This window comes from Bradyrhizobium sp. CCBAU 53421, assembly GCF_015291625.1.
In the GTDB taxonomy this organism is placed as follows: Bacteria; Pseudomonadota; Alphaproteobacteria; order Rhizobiales; family Xanthobacteraceae; genus Bradyrhizobium.
The window spans coordinates 3,408,258-3,428,614 of record NZ_CP030047.1 but is presented as its reverse complement, the minus strand read 5'-3'; the positions used below and the strand labels follow the sequence as shown (position 1 = coordinate 3,428,614).

The 20,357-nt window shown below is 64.0% G+C and carries 19 protein-coding genes and 1 pseudogene; 10 read left to right on the top strand and 10 right to left on the bottom strand.

Features of this window, described 5'->3' with window-relative positions; all coding sequences use genetic code 11:
* The first annotated feature begins 54 nt into the window (after positions 1-54).
* Both XH92_RS16250 and XH92_RS16245 read left to right on the top strand, forming a co-directional pair.
* Positions 55-3,033, top strand: coding sequence for an FAD-binding and (Fe-S)-binding domain-containing protein (locus tag XH92_RS16250; protein ID WP_194460085.1), 2,979 nt, complete (start codon positions 55-57; stop codon positions 3,031-3,033).
* Positions 3,026-3,454: a heme-binding protein gene (locus XH92_RS16245; protein WP_194460084.1), complete on the top strand. Its 429-nt coding sequence runs from the start codon at positions 3,026-3,028 to the stop codon at positions 3,452-3,454. The genes XH92_RS16250 and XH92_RS16245 overlap by 8 nt, the downstream gene beginning before the upstream one ends.
* Positions 3,455-3,858: 404 nt before the next feature.
* Here the strand turns inward: XH92_RS16245 and XH92_RS16240 are convergent, their stop codons facing one another.
* The 3 genes from XH92_RS16240 to XH92_RS16230 all read right to left on the bottom strand — a co-directional run bounded on the left by XH92_RS16240 (position 3,859) and on the right by XH92_RS16230 (position 8,007).
* Complete coding sequence (locus tag XH92_RS16240) at positions 3,859-4,638, bottom strand: enoyl-CoA hydratase/isomerase family protein (RefSeq protein WP_194460083.1); 780 nt, start codon at positions 4,636-4,638, stop codon at positions 3,859-3,861.
* 78 nt (positions 4,639-4,716) lie between these two features.
* The gene (locus tag XH92_RS16235; protein ID WP_194460082.1) at positions 4,717-6,813 is read right to left on the bottom strand and encodes a molybdopterin oxidoreductase family protein; all 2,097 of its coding nucleotides are present in this window, start codon (positions 6,811-6,813) and stop codon (positions 4,717-4,719) included.
* 123 nt (positions 6,814-6,936) lie between these two features.
* Positions 6,937-8,007, bottom strand: a complete 1,071-nt coding sequence (locus XH92_RS16230) for an ABC transporter substrate-binding protein (RefSeq protein WP_194460081.1) — start codon at positions 8,005-8,007, stop codon at positions 6,937-6,939.
* A 175-nt stretch (positions 8,008-8,182) separates the two neighbouring features.
* On the opposite strand from XH92_RS16230, the gene XH92_RS16225 reads away from it, so the two are divergent.
* Entirely contained in the window at positions 8,183-9,133 is a 951-nt protein-coding gene (locus XH92_RS16225; RefSeq protein ID WP_371818080.1) for a tripartite tricarboxylate transporter substrate binding protein, read from the top strand.
* 40 nt (positions 9,134-9,173) lie between these two features.
* Positions 9,174-9,872 carry a substrate-binding domain-containing protein gene (locus XH92_RS16220; RefSeq protein ID WP_194460079.1) on the top strand — a complete coding sequence of 233 codons (699 nt, stop codon included), beginning with the start codon at positions 9,174-9,176 and terminating at the stop codon, positions 9,870-9,872.
* Here the strand turns inward: XH92_RS16220 and XH92_RS16215 are convergent.
* A pseudogene (locus XH92_RS16215) lies at positions 9,869-10,235 on the bottom strand (SDR family NAD(P)-dependent oxidoreductase); the annotation flags it as partial. The gene XH92_RS16220 and the pseudogene XH92_RS16215 overlap by 4 nt on opposite strands.
* Before the next feature lie 51 nt (positions 10,236-10,286).
* Between XH92_RS16215 and XH92_RS16210 the strand changes: the two are divergent.
* From XH92_RS16210 to XH92_RS16185, 6 genes are all read left to right on the top strand, one after another.
* Positions 10,287-11,021: a GntR family transcriptional regulator gene (locus tag XH92_RS16210; protein WP_194460078.1), complete on the top strand. Its 735-nt coding sequence runs from the start codon at positions 10,287-10,289 to the stop codon at positions 11,019-11,021.
* A 43-nt stretch (positions 11,022-11,064) separates the two neighbouring features.
* Positions 11,065-12,090, top strand: a complete 1,026-nt coding sequence (locus XH92_RS16205; protein ID WP_194460077.1) for a TRAP transporter substrate-binding protein — start codon at positions 11,065-11,067, stop codon at positions 12,088-12,090.
* Between the two features lie 42 nt (positions 12,091-12,132).
* A complete protein-coding gene (locus XH92_RS16200; protein ID WP_194460076.1) occupies positions 12,133-12,645 on the top strand; it encodes a TRAP transporter small permease in 513 nt (170 codons plus the stop codon).
* Positions 12,646-12,660: 15 nt separating this feature from the next.
* Complete coding sequence (locus XH92_RS16195) at positions 12,661-13,956, top strand: TRAP transporter large permease (RefSeq protein ID WP_194460075.1); 1,296 nt, start codon at positions 12,661-12,663, stop codon at positions 13,954-13,956.
* Positions 13,957-14,211: 255 nt separating this feature from the next.
* Positions 14,212-14,715: a twin-arginine translocation signal domain-containing protein gene (locus XH92_RS43050; RefSeq protein ID WP_246788453.1), complete on the top strand. Its 504-nt coding sequence runs from the start codon at positions 14,212-14,214 to the stop codon at positions 14,713-14,715.
* On the top strand, positions 14,637-15,371 hold the full coding sequence (locus XH92_RS16185) for an amidohydrolase family protein (RefSeq protein ID WP_246788560.1): 735 nt from the start codon (positions 14,637-14,639) through the stop codon (positions 15,369-15,371). Before XH92_RS43050 ends, XH92_RS16185 begins: the two co-directional genes overlap by 79 nt.
* Before the next feature lie 15 nt (positions 15,372-15,386).
* Here the strand turns inward: XH92_RS16185 and XH92_RS16180 are convergent, their stop codons facing one another.
* The 6 genes from XH92_RS16180 to XH92_RS16155 all read right to left on the bottom strand — a co-directional run bounded on the left by XH92_RS16180 (position 15,387) and on the right by XH92_RS16155 (position 20,326).
* Positions 15,387-15,650, bottom strand: coding sequence for a hypothetical protein (locus XH92_RS16180; protein WP_194460073.1), 264 nt, complete (start codon positions 15,648-15,650; stop codon positions 15,387-15,389).
* 137 nt (positions 15,651-15,787) lie between these two features.
* Positions 15,788-16,525, bottom strand: a complete 738-nt coding sequence (locus XH92_RS16175) for a Crp/Fnr family transcriptional regulator (protein ID WP_194460072.1) — start codon at positions 16,523-16,525, stop codon at positions 15,788-15,790.
* Between the two features lie 291 nt (positions 16,526-16,816).
* A complete protein-coding gene (locus XH92_RS16170; protein WP_194460071.1) occupies positions 16,817-17,656 on the bottom strand; it encodes a phosphodiesterase in 840 nt (279 codons plus the stop codon).
* A 9-nt stretch (positions 17,657-17,665) separates the two neighbouring features.
* Positions 17,666-18,724: an ABC transporter ATP-binding protein gene (locus XH92_RS16165; protein WP_194460070.1), complete on the bottom strand. Its 1,059-nt coding sequence runs from the start codon at positions 18,722-18,724 to the stop codon at positions 17,666-17,668.
* Positions 18,721-19,506 carry an ABC transporter permease gene (locus XH92_RS16160; protein ID WP_194460069.1) on the bottom strand — a complete coding sequence of 262 codons (786 nt, stop codon included), beginning with the start codon at positions 19,504-19,506 and terminating at the stop codon, positions 18,721-18,723. Before XH92_RS16160 ends, XH92_RS16165 begins: the two co-directional genes overlap by 4 nt.
* Positions 19,507-19,510: 4 nt before the next feature.
* Positions 19,511-20,326: an ABC transporter permease gene (locus tag XH92_RS16155; protein ID WP_194460068.1), complete on the bottom strand. Its 816-nt coding sequence runs from the start codon at positions 20,324-20,326 to the stop codon at positions 19,511-19,513.
* Between the last annotated feature and the right edge of the window lie 31 nt (positions 20,327-20,357).

Here is a 20,357-nt window from a genome sequence, read left to right as displayed (position 1 = left end):
AATGAATAATCCTCGGGCAATATGAGTTGCGCCGCGGACCACATCGGATCTGGGATGAAGAACGCCTCCTCGCTCGAACAGCGCCTGCGGTCCGAACTGACCGGCGACGTCTTCTTCGATGCCTTCAACCGCGGCCGCTACGCGACCGACGCCTCGTTCTACCAGATCATGCCCGCCGGCGTGGTGGTGCCGCGCTCCATCGACGAGGCGCTGCGGACACTGGCGATCGTCCGCGACGCCGGGCGGATCGTGACCCCGCGCGGCGGCGGCACGTCGCAATGCGGCCAGACCGTCAATGACGGCATCGTGGTCGATCTCTCCAAGCACCTGAACCGCATCCTCTCGCTCGACGTCGAGAACCGCACTTGCGTGGTCGAGCCCGGCATCGTGCTCGACGACCTCAACCGTCAGCTCAGGAAGCACGGGCTGTGGTTTCCGGTCGACGTCTCGACCGCGTCGCGCGCCACGATCGGCGGCATGGCGGGCAACAATTCCTGCGGCGGCCGCTCGCTGCGCTACGGCACGATGCGCGACAACACACTGTCGATGGATGCGGCGCTCGCCGACGGCACGCTGCTGCATTTCGGCGAGGTGCCGCGCGACCTGACGCGGATCAACGCTCCCGACAGCGGTGAGAGGCTGTTCCGCGACATGCTCGATCTCGGTGAGCGCGAGGCGGCCGAGATCGCGGACAAATTCCCCAAGGTGCAGCGCCGGGTCGGCGGCTATAACCTCGACGCGCTGGTGCCACGCAACGCGCCGAACAACATGGCGCATCTTCTGGTCGGTTCGGAAGGCACGCTCGCCTTCACGACCCAGGTCGAGCTGAAGCTGTGGCCGGTGATCCGCAACAGGGCGCTCGGCGTCTGCCATTTCGGCAGCTTCTACGAGGCGATGGACGCCGCCCAGCATCTGGTCAAGCTGCGGCCGATTGCGGTGGAACTGGTCGACCGCACCATGATCGCGCTCGGCCGCGAGATCGCGATGTTCCAGCCGATCATTTCGGCTGCGGTGCGCGGCGATCCGGACGCGATCCTGGTGGTCGAGTTCGCCGAGGAAGATCAGTCCGACAACCTCGCGCGCCTGAAGCAGCTCGGCGAGCTGATGGGCGACCTCGGCTTCGGCTGGGACAGACCGCAGCGCAAATGGGGCGGTGTGGTCGAGATAACAGAGCCCGCGTTGCAGACCGGCATTGCCGATTTCCGCGCCGCCGGGCTCAACGTCATGATGTCGATGAAGCAGGAGGGTAAGCCGGTCTCGTTCGTCGAGGATTGCGCGGTGCCGCTGCCACACCTTGCCGACTACACCGAGCGGCTCAATGCCGTCTTTGCCAGGCACGGCACCCGCGGCACGATGTATGCCCATGCCTCGGAAGGCTGCCTGCATGTGCGCCCGGTGCTCAATCTCAAGCTCGAGAAGGACGTCAAGGCAATGCGCGCCATTGCCGAGGAAGCCTTCGCAATGGTGCGCGAGTACAAGGGCTCGCATTCCGGCGAGCACGGCGACGGCCTGGTGCGCTCGGAATTCCACGAGACCATGTTCGGCGCGCGGATCGTGGCCGATTTCCGCGAGGTCAAGCAGCGCTTCGATCCGGCCAATACGCTCAACCCGGGCAAGATCGTCGATCCCCCCAGGATGGACGACCGCTCGCTGTTCCGTTTCTCGCCGGACTATCGCGTCGGCGAATTGAAGACCGTGCTGGACTGGTCGGCCTATCCCGGCGCCGGCGGCGGTTTCCAGGGCGCGGTCGAGATGTGCAACAACAACGGCGCCTGCCGCAAGCTCGAAGGCGGCGTGATGTGCCCGTCCTATCGGGCGACGCGCAACGAGAAGGACGTCACCCGCGGCCGCGCCAACACGCTGCGGCTGGCGATCTCGGGCCAGCTCGGGCCGGACGCACTCGCCTCCGACGAGATGATGGAGACGCTGAAACTCTGCGTGTCCTGCAAGGCCTGCCGCCACGAATGCCCGACCGGCGTCGACATGGCCAAGATGAAGATCGAGGTGCTGGCGGCCCGTGCCGCGTCGCACGGCCTGTCGCTGCGCGACCGGCTGGTCGGCTATCTGCCGCGCTATGTCGATCTGGCCTCGCGCTTCGCGCCGCTCGCGAACTGGCGCAACAAGAGCCCGCTGCTGCGTGCATTGTTCGAGAAGCTCGCCGGCATCAGCGCCAAGCGCGCGCTGCCGGCGTTTCGCCGCGATACGTTCCGCCCCGAGGCCGATGTGCTGGGTCCCGTGGGTGGCCGCGAAGTGGTGCTGTTCGCCGACACCTTCAATCGTGGCTACGAGCGGGAGAATCTCGACGCGGCGATCGAGGTGCTGGTCGCCGGCGGCTATCGAGTGCATCTGCCCAGAGCGTCGGACGGCGGCCGCGCACCGTGCTGTGGGCGAACGTTCCTGTCGGCGGGACTGGTCGAGCAGGCGCGTGCCGAGCTCGACCGGCTGGTTGCGACCTACACGCCGTTCGCCGCCCGTGGCGTGCCGATCATTGGCCTCGAGCCGAGCTGCCTGCTAACGTTGCGCGACGAGCTGCTGTCGCTGCGTTCGGATGAGGCCGCCAGGACCGTCAGCGCGCACGCTTTGCTGTTCGAGGAATTTTTGGTGCGAGAAGCGGAAGCCGGACGACTGACCTTGCCGCTCGGCGCCGTCGCCGGCAAGGCCGTGGTGCACGGTCATTGTCATCAAAAATCCTTCGGCGCGTTCAAACCGGTGGAGAAGGTGCTGCGGCTGGTGCCGGGCCTCGACGTCAAGACCATTGAGTCGAGCTGCTGCGGCATGGCCGGCGCGTTCGGCTATGGCGCGGACACCTATCAGGCCTCGATCGAGATGGCCGAGCTGTCGCTGCTGCCCGCGGTTCGCAGCGCGGATCAGGACACGCTGATCGTGGCCGACGGCACCTCGTGCCGGCACCAGATCAAGGACGGCAGCGGACGCACGCCACTGCATGTCGCCAGCGTATTGGCGATAAGCCTGAAACGTGCGACATCGAATTCTGACCAAGTGTTACCGACAAAGGAAAAGACCCATGGCTGAGCTCACTCTCGAGATTGCCCGCAAGATTCTGGATGCCGCGCTCGCCAAGGGCGTCGAGAAGAAGCTGAAGCCGCTGGTGGTCACCATCCTCGACGCGCGCGGCGCGGTGAAGGTGACGGCGGCGCAGGACGGCACCAGCCTGATGCGGGCCGAGATCGCCCACGGCAAGGCCTATGGCGCGCTGGCGCTCGGAATGGGATCGCGGGCGCTGTTCCAGCGCGCGCAGGAGCAGGCCTATTTCATCGACAGCGTGAACACGCTGGCGCAGGGCCGGCTGGTGCCGGTCCCCGGCGGCGTGCTGATCATGGACGGTGCGACCCTGCTCGGCGCCGTCGGCGTCAGCGGCGACACCTCGGACAATGACGAGATCTGCGCCGTGGCCGGCATCGAAGCTGCCGGCCTGAAGGCAAACGCGGGCTAGCGGGCGATGGGCATCGCGCTCCCTCACCCCGTTCTCCCCGGGGCGAGGTGCGCTTGCGCGATTTCGGAATAATGGAATTGTGCCGCCGAGTTGCCCGACGTGTCAAGTCGCCGTATCGAACGGCGGCAGCCGCCCGGCTACTGTGCATGGGGTTGTTTTCGATATTTTGATACTGCGCGCCTGAGAGGACGTTAAGCTTTGTCCTGATCCACTGTTGTCGTCGCCCGGCCTGTGCGCAATTGCGCACATGGACCGGGCGACCCAGTACGCCGCGGCCTATCGGCTCAAGCACAACCGTCTCTGGAATACTGGATCACCCGCATGCGCGGGTGATGACACTGTGCAAGCCAATTCCATCACCCTGAGCGGCCATATGCAGCGAGGTGAAGCGGCACAGCGATGCCTCAGCGTCCGGTCCAGGTCGGCTTGCGCTTCTCGCCGAAGGCCTTGAGGCCTTCCTTGGCGTCCTCGGTCATCGCCAGCAGCGCGATCTGGCTTTCGGTGTAGGCGATGCTTTCGTCGAACGACATCGACGCGATCGCCCGCATCGCGTATTTGCCGCGGCGGATCGCGGTCGGCGACTTGTCGACGATGCGGCCGATCAGCCAATCGACCTTGGCATCGAGCTCGGCCGCCGGCACCACGTAGTTGAGAAGACCCGCGGCCTGTGCGGCCTTGGCATCGAACGGCTCGCCGGTCAGCGCCCATTCGTTGACCAGGCGCGGCGGGGCGATCGACTGCAGCAGGCTCAGAACCTGCATCGGAAACACGCCGACCTTCACCTCCGGCAGGCCGAAGATCACACCATCGGCGGCGACCGCCATGTCGGTCATGCACAACAGCCCCATGCCGCCGGCCATGCAGACGCCCCCGACCCGCGCGATCGCGGGCTTGGTCGCGTTCTGCGACAGCCGCAGCAAATCGGCATAGTCGACATTGGGTCGCGAGAAATCCATCGAGAACGCCGCGCCGCTGTTCTGCAGATCGGCGCCGGCGCAGAACGCCTTGTCGCCCGCACCGGTCAGCACGATGACGCGCACGTCCTTGTCGTCATGCGCCTCGCGATAGCCCTTCGCGATGCCGGCGATGACGCCGGCATTGAGCGCGTTGCGCTTGTCCGGGCGGTTGATGGTGATCCAGAACGCCTGCCCGCGCTTTTCGAGAAGAACGCTGTTGTCGGTCATGTTTCCTGCCTGTTTTCTTGCCTGTGTGCCGTTGCCCGCCGACATTTGCGGCAGGATCGGCGCCGACTGCAAGCAGGATTATGCGGCGGACGCCTTCCTGATCCAGACCTTGTTGTCGTGGAATGCGGCGCCGCCGAGCGGCGCGACGGCCTCCGCACCGGTCAGCATGTTGATGCCGCGCCCGCCGATATGGGACTTGTTCGGATGGATCGACTCGGCGATCAGCACGCCGCGGCGAACGCCATCGAACAGTTTTGCCGTCAGCGTGGTCTCGCCGCGCATGTTGCCGAGCGTCACCGCATCGCCATCGGCGATCGACAGGCCGGCCGCATCGTCAGGGTGGATCATCACGGTCGGCGCGCCCTCGCGGGCCTGCGACGACGGCGTTTCGTTGAAGCTGGTGTTGAGGAAGCTGCGCGACGGCGACGTCGCGAGCCGGAACGGATGCTGCGCGTCCGCCTCCTCGATGATGGTCCAGTGATCGGGCAGCGAGGGCATCTTGTCCCACGCGCCCATCAGCCCGCCCGCGCCGACCGGAACCCTGCCCCAATCGACCTTGAAGTGGAATTTCTTGTCGGCGTGAGCAAAGCCGTCGAGATAATGCGAAGTCCGGAAATCCGGCTGCAGATCGCGCCAGATATCCGCCTCGAGCTTTTCGATATCGCCGTGCCCGCTCTTCTTCAGCGTCGCATCGATCAGTTGGCGCGGCGTCATGTCGAAACCGGGATGCACCGCATTGAGCCTGCGGCCGAGTCCCTGCAGCACCTCGTGGTTCGAGCGGCATTCGCCGGGCGGATCGATCAGCTTCGGGCCGACCGAGATGTGCTGATGACCGCCGCCGTAATAGAGGTCGTCGTGCTCCATGAACATCGTTGCCGGCAGCACGATGTCGGCCATCTGCGCCGTCTCGGTCATGAACTGCTCATGCACCGCGACGAACAGATCCTCGCGGGCAAATCCCTGCTGCACCAGCGCCTGCTCGGGCGCGACCGTCATCGGATTGGTGTTCTGGATCAGCATCGCCTTGACCGGCCCGCCGCCCTTCAGTGCCTCGGCATCGCCGGTCAGGATGCGGCCGATCTGCGACTGGTCGAGCACCCGCGTCGAGGGATCGATCGCGTCGTGGCCTTCGATGATCGATTCGTCGAAGCGCCAGATGCCGGCATTGTTGAAGAACGCGCCGCCGCCCTCATATTGCCAGGCGCCGGTCACCGCCGGGATGCACAGCGCGGCGTGCATCTGCGCGGCGCCATTGCGGCTGCGGGTGAACCCGTAACCGAGACGGAAGAAGGAGCGCTTGGTCGTCCCGACCAGCCGCGCGAACGCCTCGATCTCCTCGACCGGTACGCCCGAGATCGCCGATGCCCATTCCGGCGTGCGCGTCTTCAGATGCGCTTCCAGCTCGTCGGGGCAATCGGTGTAGCGCGCGAGATAATCGCGATCGGCAAAGGCGTCGCGGAACAGCACGTGCATCACGGCGCAGGCGAAGGCGCCGTCGGTACCCGGCCGCAGCAGGATCTTGATATCGGCCTGCTTCATGGTCTCGTTGTTGTAGACGTCGACCGCCGCGATCTTGGCGCCGCGCTCCTTCCGTGCGCGCGACGCATGCGTCATCACGTTGACCTGGGTGTTCACCGGATTGGTGCCCCAGATTACGACGAGGTCGGAGACGCCCATCTCGCGCGGATCGACGCCGGCGATCTTGCCCGTTCCGGCGGCGAAGCCGATGCGCGCGATGGTCGAGCAAATCGTGCCATAGAAGCGCGAATACTTCTTCACATGCGACAGCCGGTTGAGGCCGTCGCGCATCACGAGCCCCATGGTGCCGGCGTAATAGTAAGGCCAGACCGACTCGGCGCCGAATTCCCGTTCGGCTGCCTCGAACCGCGCCGCGATCTCGTCCAGCGCCTCGTCCCAGGAAATCCGCGCGAACTGGCCGGAGCCCTTCGGGCCGGTCCGGCGCATCGGATACATCAGCCGCTCGGCGTGATGAATGCGCTCGGCGTAACGCGCGACCTTGGCGCAGACGACGCCGGCGGTATAGGTCTGCTGTTTCGAGCCCCGGACCCTGCCGATCGAACGTCCTTCGATCACCTCGACGTCGAGTGCACATGCCGAGGGGCAGTCGTGCGGGCAGGTGGAATGGCGGATGGCGACCTTGGCATGCTGGTTCATGCCAAATTGGTAACATCAAACGCCCTCTCCGCCGAGGGGCATTATTGACCCAGTCCGGGCGAAAACCGAGCATATGCCATGCGTTAAACGCCCAAATGCTCGGCCGTCGGCCTGAGTCATCAGTCAAACGCGGAAGATGCGGGTGTAATGCGATTTGATCGATTCCCCTTCCCGCTCCACTGCTGCGGGATCGTCCTTCATCGTCTTGATGTCCTTTAGCGGCCTGCGGCCGGCCTTCTCCTGGGCCTGCGCGTGGACAGACCTGAGGCCGCCGATCTCGACGTTGAGCTGCTGCCCCTCGCGCCCGAGCGCGAACGACTGAAACAGCCTTGCCGCATTGGGATGCGGGCAGTCCTTGAAGATCCCGTTGGGACCGACAATGATCGGCGATCCTTCGCTGGCGTAGACCGGCTCGACCGGGCGGCCCATCTCCTTCAACTGAAAGATGTTGTACTCGTTGCCGTCGGCCATGACCGCGCGCTCGCCGAGGTCGAGCTTCTTCGGTGGATCAGTCGAGGACTGCACCTGCATGATGTTCTGCTTGGCGAGCTTCTCGAAGAAGCTCCAGCCGAGATCGCGCTGCATCTGATAGGTCGCGGTCATGATGGTGCCGCTATAGCCGGGATGCCCCTTCACGATCTTGCCCTTCCATTTCGGATCGAGCAGATCGGCAAAGCTCTTCGGCGCCTCCTCGGCCTTCACGAGAGTGGTGTTGTAGGCGATGATCGACAGCCAGACCCGGAAGCTTGCGAACTGACCGTCCGCATCGCGATGCTCCTCCGGATAGTATTTCGCGACCTCCTCCGGCACATAGGGCGCCAGAATGCCGTCGCGCTTCCACACGATGAAATGCGCGGCGTCCGAGGAGTTGACGACGTCGACCACGTGAATGTTGCTGGAATATTCCTGGCCGACCCGCTGGAACACACGCTCTGCGCCGGTGCGTTCGACACGCACGGTGATATCGGGATATTTCGCTTCGAACGCTCTTGCCAGCTTCTCGGCGACCGGCAGATCGGTCGAGGTGTAATAGACGACCTGCCCTTCCTTCTTAGCGGCCGCGATCAAGGTCGGCGTCACCGGTTCCGCGGGTGGCGCGGCGGCCATCACGCGTGTTGAAAGGGCGGTCCCTGCCAGCACGGCACCGGTGCCCTTCAGCCAATCGCGGCGCGATAGCCCAGGATGTTTCCTCATTTGATTCCCCGCACGCGATGGCGAAGTTTGAGTACACCACCCTCCCGCCCTTATTCCGATGCGCGAAGACGATGTCTGTCGTCGACAGATGCTTCAGGTTGCAGCTAGACTTCTCGTCAAGAAAGAAGACTAAAGTTGGGGGAGACGATCAATGGCGGGCTTTCGGTACGCCTTGATGTGTGTCGCGGCATTGCTGACCGTGTCGATATCGGGCTCGCATGCCGACGCCGAGGACTACCCTGCGCGACCGGTCAGGATCATCGTTCCCTTTGGTCCGGGCGGTCCGGCAGACGTCGTTGCGCGCCAGATCGGCAGCATCCTGCAGGAAAACCTCGGCCAGCCCTTCGTGGTGGAGAACCGCACCGGCGCCGGCGGCGTGATCGGCACGCTCGAGGTCGCGAAGGCGCCGGCCGATGGCTACACCCTGCTGATGATGTCGAACACCCAGACCGCAAATGAAACGCTGGTGCCTCAGCGCAAATATGAGCTGATGCGCGACCTGACGCCGATCGCATCGCTGAACACTTCGGATCTGGTGATCGTGGTCCACCCCGCCGTTCCGGCCAAGACGCTGCAGGAATTCATCACCCTTGCAAAGGCGGAACCCGGAAAGCTGAACTACGCCTCGTCGGGTCAGGGCACGCCGTATCACATGGCGGGCGAGTTGTTCAAAGCCATGGCCGGGATCAACATCGTGCATGTGCCCTACCGCAACAGCGGCGAGGCCCGCGCCGGCGTCATCGGCGGCCAGGTTCAGATGATGATCGACGCCGTTCCGGCGATGGCACCAAACGTTGCCGAAAACCAGGTCCGCGCGCTGGCAACAACCGGCAAGACCCGTTCCGCGGTGCTATCAAATGTTCCAACGGTCGTCGAGGCAGGCGTTTCCGGTTACGAGGCGACGATCTGGCTCGGCCTGATGGCACCAGCGGGTACGCCGAAGCCGATCGTCGAGAAACTCAACACCGCCGTGAATGCAGCGGTCAGGCGGCCCGAGGTCGAGAAGCTCTGGGCCGAGCAAGGCGCGGCGCCGATGACAATGACGCCGGAGGCTTTCGACAAATTTCTGCGCGCCGATATCGTGAAGTGGGCAGACGTCGTCAAAAGGCTGGACAAGAACGAATAGACACGTAGCGGCCAAGACCGCGGTGACGGAACAGGCGCAAATGAAGACGTTGAACATCCTGAGCGGCGGCGCGGCGCAGGGACTGGTGCGCAGCCTCGCGCCTGCGTTTGAAGCCGAAACCGGTCTCGGCACTGCCGGTGATTTCGGCGCGGTCGGCGTCATAGCCGACAGATTGCGTACCGGCGTTCCAGCCGACCTCGTCATCCTCACGGCTGCGCTTATCGCGAAGCTTGCCGACGAAGGACTGGTTTTGCGCAGCTCGATCACCGACATCGGCCGCGTTGAAACGGCGCTTGCGGTTCGCGCCGGCGATCCACCGGCAAGGGCTGAGGACGCGGCCAGCCTGCGCGCCGTGCTGCTCGCTGCGGACGCGATCTTCGTGCCCGATACCAAGGCATCAACCGCAGGAATTCATGTCGCGAGGGTGCTGACGCAACTCGATATCGCCGATGCCGTTGCCGACCGGCTGAGAATCTTTCCAAACGGTGCGACGGCGATGCAACACCTCGCCGAGTCCGGTGACCGGCGGCCGATTGGTTGCACGCAATCGACCGAGATCATCAGCACACAGGGTGTCGTGCTGTCGGGCACATTGCCGCCGGGATACGGGCTCGCGACCATGTACACGGCTGCCGTCGCGACGAAGGCCTCGGATCAAACGCCGACGCGGCGTTTGATCGCACGGCTGACGTCGTCAGATGCGTCCGAACTCCGCAGCAAAGCGGGCTTTGTCTCCTAGCGCGCCAGTTGCGTGAGACCCGTCGGCGGTCCATCGACCGCCGTCGATGAACAGCGTGCTGCCGCTGACATAGCTCGCCGCATCACATGCAAGGTAAGCGACGGCGGTCGCGACCTCGTCGGCGCTGCTCCAGCGATTGAACACGGTGTGGCCGGCATAAAGATTGTAGATGTCGGGCCGCTGCTTGAACGGGCCGGTCAACGCGGTCTCCGCAATGCTTGGTGCGATGGCGTTGACGCGGACGCCGGATCTCCCGACCTCGGACGCGAAGCCTTTCACCAGCAAGCCAATCGCAGCCCTGGTCGATCCATAGACTGCAAGCCCTGGCTCGATCGTCACCGCACGCACCGAGGAACAAGCTATTTGCCTTGCGCGACGATTTCATATACTAATATATCAATTTTGAGAGCAATAATGCCCGGCCGCTCACCGAAAAAGTCTGAGCTTCGCAACCTCGCCGGCCACAAGCGGGGCGGCCGCCCTCGTACCGAGACCGCTGCCGCGCGGATCCACGCCGACCTGCGCGCCGAATTGGTGTCGCTGCATCGCAAGCCCGGTGATCCGATCCTCGAAGCGGAGATCGCGATGTCCTTCGGCGTAAGCCGGACGCCCGTGCGCGAAGCCATCCTCCGTCTCTCGGATGAGGGCCTGGTCGAAATCTTCCCGCAATCCGGCATCTTCGTCTCGCGCATCCCGCTCGCAGCCCTCCCTGAGGCGATCATCGTCCGCAGGTCGCTGGAGGAGACCACGAGCCGCATGGCCGCTGAACGCGCGAGCAAGAGCCAGATCCTTGGCTTGCATTCCATCCTCGCACGCCAGCGCGAGGCTGATGCGGCCGGAGATCGCGAAGCTTTCCATCAGGCCGACGAAGCCTTTCATGCCGCAATCGCCGACATCGCAGGGTACCCGGGCATCTGGAGGTTGATCCTGCAGGTCAAGGTTCACGTCGATCGCTTCCGGCGTCTCACCCTGCCGCAGCGCGGGCGAATGGCCGAGGTGATCGCCGAGCACGAGGCCGTGATGACCGCGATCGAGGCGCATGATCCATCATCCGCCGGAACCGCCATGGCCAGGCATCTGGAACGGCTGCTGGCCGACATTGCGACCACCAAACACAACAATCCGGAGTTCTTCGACCAACTGAACTAGTCGAGCGAAAAATCCGGGCAAGATGTTTCAGGAAGGAAACGACATGGATCATGCACGCCGATCACAGCGCCGCGTGGCGGGGCTGAGCCGTCGCGATCTCATCCGGATCGGCGCCGGCCTTGGTGCAGCCATCGTGACGTCGCCGGCGCTCGCCCAGGCAAAGGCCGTCTTCAAGGCGTCGGACGTCCAGCCGCCGGGCTACCCGACCGTGGTCGCGACGGAAAACCTAGGCAAGAAGCTGGCCGCGGCGACCAATGGCCGCCTGTCGGTGCAGATGTTCCCCTCGATGCAACTCGGCGGCGAGAAGGAAACCATCGAGCAAACCCAGATCGGCGCGATCCAGATGCTGCGCGTCAGCGCGGGCTCGATCGGCCCGATCGTCGACGACATCAATGTCGTCAACATGCCCTTCCTGTTCAAGAACATGGCGCATGCCGAGCGGATGATGGACGGCCCGATCGGCCAGGAGCTGCTGGACAAGATCACCGCAAGCCCGAATGCCGGACTGGTCGCGCTGTGCTGGATGAATTCCGGAGCACGCAGCCTCTACAACACCAAGCACGCGATCAAGACGATCGCCGATATCAAGGGCCTCAAGTTCCGCGTCATCGGCAATCCGATCTTCATCGACATGATGAACGCGCTCGGCGGCAACGGCGTCGCGATGGGCTATGATCAGGTGTTCAGCGCACTGCAGACCGGCGTCATCGACGGCGCCGAGAACAATCCGCCGAGCTACGTCTTCAGCAATCACTACACCGCGGCGAAGCACTTCTCGCTCACCGAGCACCTGATCGTTCCCGAGCTGCTGGTGTTCTCGAAACGCGCCTGGTCCGCGCTGTCAGCCGACGACCAGGCGCTGATCAGGAAGCTTGCGCGCGAGGCGCAGATGGAAGAGCGCGGGCTCTGGAACACCTACGAGCAGCAGGCGATGGACAAGGTGAAGGCCGCCGGGTGCGAGATCATCGAGATTGCCGACAAGACGCCATTCCAGAATGCGGTCAAGCCGGTGTGGGACAAATACGGCCCGAAATATCAGGAGATGATTGGACGTATCCAGTCCGCCTGATACCGCGCCACACGGGAAATCGACATCGCACGGGGAATGGACATGGCCGGATCATATCGCCGCGCGATGGACTATTTGTATCTTGCCTGCGTCATCGCGGGCTCAGCAGCGCTGATCCTGATCTCGGCGGTCATCCCCTGGGCCGTGTTCACGCGTTATGTCCTGAACAGCGCCGCATCCTGGCCCGAACCTCTCGCGGTGCTGCTCACCATCGTCGTGACGTTCATCGGTGCGGCCGCCGGATATCGGCTCAATCTGCATATGAACGTCGCATATTTCGCCAACAAGCTGCCCGCCTCGCTGCGCAACCTGACCGACCTTGTCGTCCAGTTGCTGATGGGGCTGATTGCGCTGTTCATGATCATCTGGGGCGCCCGGCTCGTCGAGGTGACCTGGTACAACACGATCGCCGACTTCCCGTCGCTTTCGGTCGGCGCCACCTATCTTCCGATTCCGATCGGCGGCGCCTGTCTGCTGCTGTTCATCATCGAACGGATCTTCCTGGGTGCGCCACCCGATCCGATCGCATCGCACCGCGACGTTTCCGCCGATTGATCGCGAGAGGCCACGATGGATATCCTCATTCTGCTCGCGACCATGCTGTTCTGTTTCGTGATCGGCATGCCGATCGCCTACTCGCTGGCGATGGCGGCGATTGTCGGCGCCTTGTGGATCGGCATTCCCCTGGAAGCGGTGATGCTGAAGATTTCCGACGGCGTCAGCAAGGTCGCGATGCTGACCATCCCGTTCTTCGTGCTGGCCGGCGCGATCATGGCGGAGGGCGGCATGGCCCGGCGCCTGGTCGCGTTCGCCGACGTGCTGGTCGGACTGACGCGACTGCGCGGCGGCCTTTCGATCGTCAACGTGCTGGCGACGACGTTCCTGAGTGGCATTTCCGGCTCGGCCGTCGCCGATACGTCCGCCATCGGCTCGGTGATGATCCCGCAGATGGAAAAGAACGGCTATCCGCGCGTGTTCGCAACCAACCTGACGATCAGCTCGTCGGTTCAGGCCCTTCTGGTCCCGCCGAGCCATAATGCGGTGCTCTACTCGCTTGCGACGGGCGGAACGATCTCGATCAGCGCCCTCTTCATGGCCGGCGTGTTTCCGGGGCTGCTGCTCGGCTTCTCGCTGATCATCCTGTGCCTTGCCGTCGCCTATCGCGAGAAGCACCCGCATGGCCAGACCGTGCCGGCCAAGGACGCGATCCGGATCGCCGTCGATGCCTCCTGGGGCCTCATCACGCTCGTCATCATCTTGGGCGGCATTCTCGGCGGCATCTTCACCGCAATCGAAGCCGGCGCGATCGCCTGCATCTGGGCCTTCTTCGTCACGATGTTCATCTATCGCGACTATCGCTGGCGCGACCTGCCGGTCCTGCTGCATCGCACGCTGCGCACCGTCGCGATGGTGATGACGCTGATCGCCTGCGCTTCCAGCGTCGGCTACATCATGGCGCTGACGCAGATGCCGGCCAAGATGACCGCCTTCTTCCTGTCGATTTCCGACAACAAGTACGTCATCCTGCTCCTGATCAATGTGCTGCTGCTGGTGCTCGGCACGCTCGTCGACATGGCGCCATCGATCCTGATCGCCACGCCGATCCTGTTGCCGGTCATGAAGAACTTCGGCGTCGATCCGGTCCATTTCGGCATGATCATGCTGCTCAATCTCGGCATCGGCCTGTGCCATCCACCGGTCGGCGCGATCCTCTTTGTCGGCTGCGCGGTCGGCAAGGTCACTATCGAGCAGGTCATGCGCAAGATCTGGCCGTTCTACGCCGTCATGTTCTTTGTCCTGATGTGCGTGACCTATCTGCCGGAAATCTCGCTCTGGCTGCCGCGGCAGCTTCAGGTGCTACACTGAGGCAAGCGGCATCTTGCAGAGGTGCCATCGAAGCCCGTGCAATCTCGAAGCCCTGCTTGGCCAGCGGCCGTTCACCCCCATCGGCCTGCCGATGAAATGGCGCGACGGCACGGCATCGCCGATCAGCGCGGTGGCGGTGTTCGATCTCTAGAGCGGTGACGCCGAAGTTCCGAAATGGCGCGACATCATCGCCAGGGCCCGAGATCAAGTCGGTCTGAGCAGATCAACATTGCGCGACACGCACGGCGTGTGGTCTTGCGACCGCTCGCCGGCATCCCTACGCTCCCCGTCCATAACAAAAAGACCAGGGAGGCGATCGTCATGACCACAAGGCGGGATTTCCTGAAAGCGGGAGCAACGGCGACGGCAGGCATCGTGTTCTGCGGCTGCGGAATGGTCCACAATGCGAATGCGCAACAACCGCGCCGGAAGTTGCCGGTCAGCGTCGACGGCAAGCGCGTCAAGACCATCGATATTCACTCGCATTGCCACTTCCGCGAAGCAGGTGCCCTGCTCGGCGCCGACGCCGGGAAATATCAACTGCCGCCGGTCAACGGCGCCGCCGAAGCCTTCATCGAGATCGACAAGCGCCTGGCCGCGATGGATTCGCAGGCGTCGATATGGAAGTGCTTTCGATCAACCCGTTCTGGTACGACCGCGACCGCGATCTCGCCGGGAAGATCGTCAATATCCAGAATGAAAAGCTCGCCGAACTCTGCGCCTCGAAGCCCGAGCGCTTCGCGGCCTTCGCCTCGCTGACGCTGCAGGCGCCGGACCTTGCGGTGCAGGAGCTGGAGACGGCGGTGAAGAAGCAGGGGTTGAAGGGCGCGGCGATCGGCGGTGTGGTCGATGGCGTCGAATTCTCCGACCCGAAGTTTCATCCCGTGTGGGCCAAGGCCGAGGAACTCGGCGTTCCCCTGTTCATTCATCCGCAGGGCGTGCCCGAGCTCGGCAAGCGGCTCTCCGGCAATGGCTGGCTCGGCAACACGATCGGCAATCCGCTCGAGACCACGATCGCGCTCTCTCATTTGATCTTCGAGGGCACGCTCGACCGCTTCCCGGGATTGAAGATCATCGCCGCGCATGGCGGCGGCTATCTCCCCTCCTATGCCGATCGCTCGGACCATCCCTGCCTGGTCGGGCCCAAGGGATGCAATCCGGAGATCAAGTTGCAGAAGGCGCCGACCGAATACCTCAAGCAGATCTATTTCGACTCGCTGATCTTCACGCCCGAGGCGATCCGGCACCTCGCCGCCCAGGTTGGCGCCGGCCAGATCGTGCTGGGGAGCGACTATCCCTATCCATGGCAACTGGCACCGGTCGACCACATCTTCGCCAGCCCATCGCTGAGCGACGACGACAAGGCCAACATTCTCGGCCGGACTGCGGCCAAGCTGCTCGGGGTTGCAGCGTGACGACGGTGCCAACGATCAGTTGGTCTTTGTCCGCATCTCGCTGCGCGGCAGAGCCGTCTGCGCGGGCTGCGCCATCCTGGGCAGTGGGGTGTCGACGGCGTCGGTTCCGGCGAACTCCGCTTGCGCCGCGTCCGAAATCCATTTCACCGCGGCGGGGTGGCTGACCAGCATCCCAATCAACGCGACGAGCGCGAGTACCGGCAGAGCGATCAGCTTGATGCTGAAGCTCCGGTAGTTGCGCTCCGGGTCCTGGTGCCGATGGTCGAAAGAGCCCTGCATGGATTCCTCCACGATTGGATGTGCTCCACCGAAGCGTCACTTACCGCAGGGCACGCAAGGCCGATGTGAATGGTTTCACAGGCCTTGTCCGGCTCACCATTTCGTGAAATGCGGGATTGATCGCGCGGCCAGAATGGCTACTCGCCGTCATCAGCCCCGGCGTCGACCAGCTCCTGAAGCGACTCGGGCTTCAGCACGACGATCGCACCGTGCTCGAGCCTGACCCAGCCGCGTGTCGCCCACGCGCGGAGCTGCTTGTTGATGCTCTCGCGGGTCATCCCGACCATCTCGCTGATCTCCTGCTGGGTGATCGAGATGGTACGCCCTTGCGGCTTGTGCTTGTCGCTGAGGCGCAGCAACGCGCTCGCCAGACGGCCGGGCAAGTCCTGCAGGATCACCTGCTCGACCTGGTCGCTGGTCCAGCGCAGCCTCGCGCAAAGCAATTCGATAAACTTCATCGCCAGCGTCGGCTGGCTGCGCACGAACGGAATGAACTCGCGCCGGTCGATGACGAACAGCTCGCAGTTGGTGTTGGCGGTGGCATCGGCGGTCCGCGACAGGCCGTCGAGCAGCGCGATCTCCCCGAAGATCTCGCCCGCCTCGATCAGGTTCAGGATCGCGTTGCGACCATCCGGCGAGGAGATGCTGATCTTCACCGTGCCCGAGATCACCGCGATCAGGCTGGTGCCCGGATCCCCCTTGGAGAAGATCGTCGTCCCACGCTTCAGCGTGATGTGCTTGGCGTAGCGGCAGAGCTGATCGAATGCCTCGGGCTCGAGATCGGCAAAGTAAGGATGCTTGCGCAGCACCGACAGCTTGTTGTTCGAGAACAACGGCGCGCCGGCAGTTCGTTCAATGGGCGGCGCACCGGTCATCGTGATCCAGACTGATTGTGTTGCGTTCGATCGGCGCGCCACAGCGCGACACCGACGAGCCATCGATCAATGAAAGCGGAATGGACTATAGCCCCGCCGGGGGCCTACAGCAACAAAAGGTCCGCCCCGGTAAGATCGGGCTGGAAGGCATCCAAGGTACAATTTGGAATAAATATGTGCCTATGCAACGCTCAATTGTAGGCAATGGCTGCCCGTGGTCTGGAAAATCCGCCCAGCAACCGCAATCTCGCCTGACAAGACCCGTCCGTGTGACCGGTCAACGCCGCCCGCTCACAGCAGCTTGCCGTCCGGCCCAAAGAACGGATGCGGCCCATCGAACTGACCGATCGGGATCTGGTGCGTGACCAGCTGTCCAAAATCCTGGCCGGAAAACCATGTGTGCAAATGAAATGCGGGCGGTTCCACCTTGAACGAGGGTTCGCGGAGCTGTCCGAGGTCGAGGTCGACCGCATGGTTCGGCGCGGGGCATATTGTCACGGGAATCCCGGCGAAGGTGGTCAGCATCGCACGATGGACGTGGCCGCACGCGATCAGACGAACACGCGGGTGACGCCTGACGATTTCCGCCAATGCGTCGGCATTGAAGAGGTCTTGCCGGTCCATATGCCAGATGCCGCCCTTGAATGGCGGATGATGCAGGAAAAGCAGCGCCGGCCGGGTGGCCGCCGTCGCCAGCGCCGCGTCCAGCCAATGCAGCGTGGATGCTTCGAGCATGCCGTGCGGCTTGCCGGCGACGCTTGAGTCAAGCAGCAGGAGATCGAGGCCGTTCACCTCGATCTTCTGATCGAGTGGGCCGGTCGGGTGAACATAGGGCGCGGCAGGAAGCGCTTCGCGCATCCACTGGCGCGAGTCGTGATTGCCGGGAATGCCGGCAAACGGAACGCGCAACGGCGCGAGCAATTGCTTGAGATAGTCGTATTCCTCGACCGACGGTGTATCGACGAGGTCGCCCGAGATGACGACGAAATCGGGTGCGGGCTCGAATGCGCCGAGCGCCGCCACGCAACGTTCGAGCGCCTTCGCGGTGTCGACCCGGCCATAGGCCAACGTTCCTGGCGGCTTGATGTGGAGGTCGGATATCTGCGCGATGAGGATCGGTTTCGAAGGCATCGATCAATCCTAGGGTTCGGACGGCAGGAGACGTACAGCGTCGGGCGCGATCGAAAGCCCTATTCGATCGCCGACCTTGGACTGGATCGTGTTGGGCGCGTCGACATTGAGCGGCTTGCCTGATGCACCGCTTACGACAATCCGCTGCCGGTCGCCAGTGAAGCTGACGGAATCGACGGTGCCCACGAGCAGCCCTGCCCCGGCGTCCATCACGCGAATGGTTTCGGGGCGGATCATCACGGTCGCGGTCGCAGCCGTCGCGCCACCCGCGATCGGCAATCGCCCGCCGGGCAGGATCAATACGCCGTTCTCGATCGGAGCTTCGACGATATTCGCCGCTCCGATGAATTCCGCCACGAAGCGGTCGTTCGGCGCGAAGTAGACTTCGCGCGGCGTACCGATCTGGGCGATCGCACCTTTCCGCATCACGACGATGCGGTCGCCCAATTCCATGGCTTCGGCCTGATCGTGAGTGACATAGATCGTCGTGATTCCGAGCGCGCGCAGCAGCCGGTTGAGTTCGCTGCGCAGCCGATCGCGCAAGGCGGCATCGAGCGCGGTCAAGGGCTCGTCGAGCAGCAAGATGCCGGGCCGGATCGCGACAGCGCGCGCCAGCGCTACGCGCTGGCGCTGGCCGCCCGAAAGCTGGTCGATCCGCCTATTCTCCAATCCCGTGATGTTGGTGAGAGCAACCAGTTCGGCGATGCGTGCGGCACGCTCGCCTTTGGCAACACCCCGGATCTTCAGCCCGTAGGCGATGTTGTCGGCTACCGTCATGTTGGGGAACAGCGCGTAGGACTGAAACACCATCCCGACATTGCGCCGCTCGATCGGAACCGAGGTCATGTCCTTGCCGTCGAACAGCACCTTGCCGCCCGCGTCCGGCAGTTCGAGGCCCGCGATGATGCGCAGCATGGTCGTCTTGCCGCACCCGGACGGCCCGAGCAGCACCAGCGTCTCGCCGCGCGCGATGTCGAGGGTTGCGGGATCGAGCGCACGCGTGCCGTCGGCAAAGGTCTTGCCGCATGCCTCGATCCGCACCGCCGCTCCGTGCCCCGCCGTGTTCATCGCTTGTTGTCCCTGTCGGCCAGCAGCTGCATCGCGACCAGGAGCGGAATGATCATCACGAAGAAGATCAGCGTGTAGGCCGAGGCCACTTCGAGCCGCATCGAGGCGTAGCTGTCGGCAAGTCCGATCGGCAGCGTCTTCGTCAGCGGCGTATGCAGCATCCAGGTCAGATTGAATTCACCGAGCGACAGCGTGACCACCATCAGCGCGCCGGCCAGAATTCCCGGCAGCGCGTTCGGCACGATGACATCGCAGAAGCGCCGCCATGGCGACGCCCCCAGCGACGCGGCGCCCTCGTCGAGCGTCTTGATGTCCACGGTCGCAAACACCGCCATCACCGAGCGCACCATGAACGGCATGGTGAAGATGACGTGGCCGACCAGGATGAACAGCCAGGAACGACGGAAGTCGCCAAAGCTGCCATAGGTGAGTAGCAATGCCAGCGCGATCGCAAGCCCCGGGATCGCCAGCGGCAGCGTGATGATCTCCTCGACGATGCGGGCCAGCCGGCCTCCCCGCGCATGCAGCGCATAGGCCGCGGGGACGCCGGCGAGCAGCGTGACGGCAAGTGTCGCGAAGGCGATCACGAAGGAGAGCAGGATAGTGCCGGCATAGAGCTCCCAGACCTGCGCGACCCATTGCAAGGTTACGCCGGATTGGATGCCCCGGAAATAATTCACGGTGACGCCGGCGGAGATCGAAAGCCCTGCGGGCACCACCAGGAATGCCGCAACGAGCAGCGTGAAAATGAATTGGCCGGTGAAGATCAGGCGATCGCGCATGCCCTTACCCAGCCGCCGCGACCGCACTGCCGCTGAACGTGCGGGCCAGCGCGAGGATGAGCCAGGTGATCAGGCCAAGCCCCACCGACAGCGCTGCCGAGGTCGCGAAATTGGCGGCCAGCGTGAACTCGGTGTAGATCAGCATCGGCAGCACGTCGATGTTCGTCGCCAGCGTGAACGCGGTTCCGAAGGCACCCATCGCGGTCGCAAAGGCGATCGCGCCGGACGCGACGAACGCCGGCGCCAGTGCCGGCAGCACGACATCGCGCTGCACCGCCCACGGGCTGGCGCCAAGCGAACGCGCAGCTTCTTCCAGCCCGACGTCGAGCTTCTGCACGGCCGCCATGATGGTCAGGATCACGCGCGGGATCGAGAAATAGAGATAGCCGAGGAAGAGCCCGTAGATCGAGTAGGCGAACACGAACTTCTCGCCGAATATCCGGTTCGAGAGATCGCCGATCAGCCCTTGCCGGCCTGCCAGCAGAATGATCATGAAGCCGACCACCACGCCGGGAAAGGCCAGCGGAAACGTCAGCATGGCGATCAGCACGGCCCGCCCGGGAAAGCGGTGCCGCTGCAGGAACATTCCGGCGATCGTCGCCACGATCAGCGTGACGACCGTGGTTGCCGCCGCCAGCAGCACGGTATTGATCAACGTCGCGCGATAGCGGCCTTCCGTGAGGATGGCGAGATATCCGGCGAGCCCGTGCGGCCCTTCGGCGCCCGCCACCACCAGTCGGGCCATCGGCAACAGAAAGAACGCCGCCGTCACCAGCAAAAGCGGCAGCAGACAGAGCCAAACGAAGGATTTTTGCGGCATCGGAAGAAGGGTGCCCCGTCGAAGGGCACCA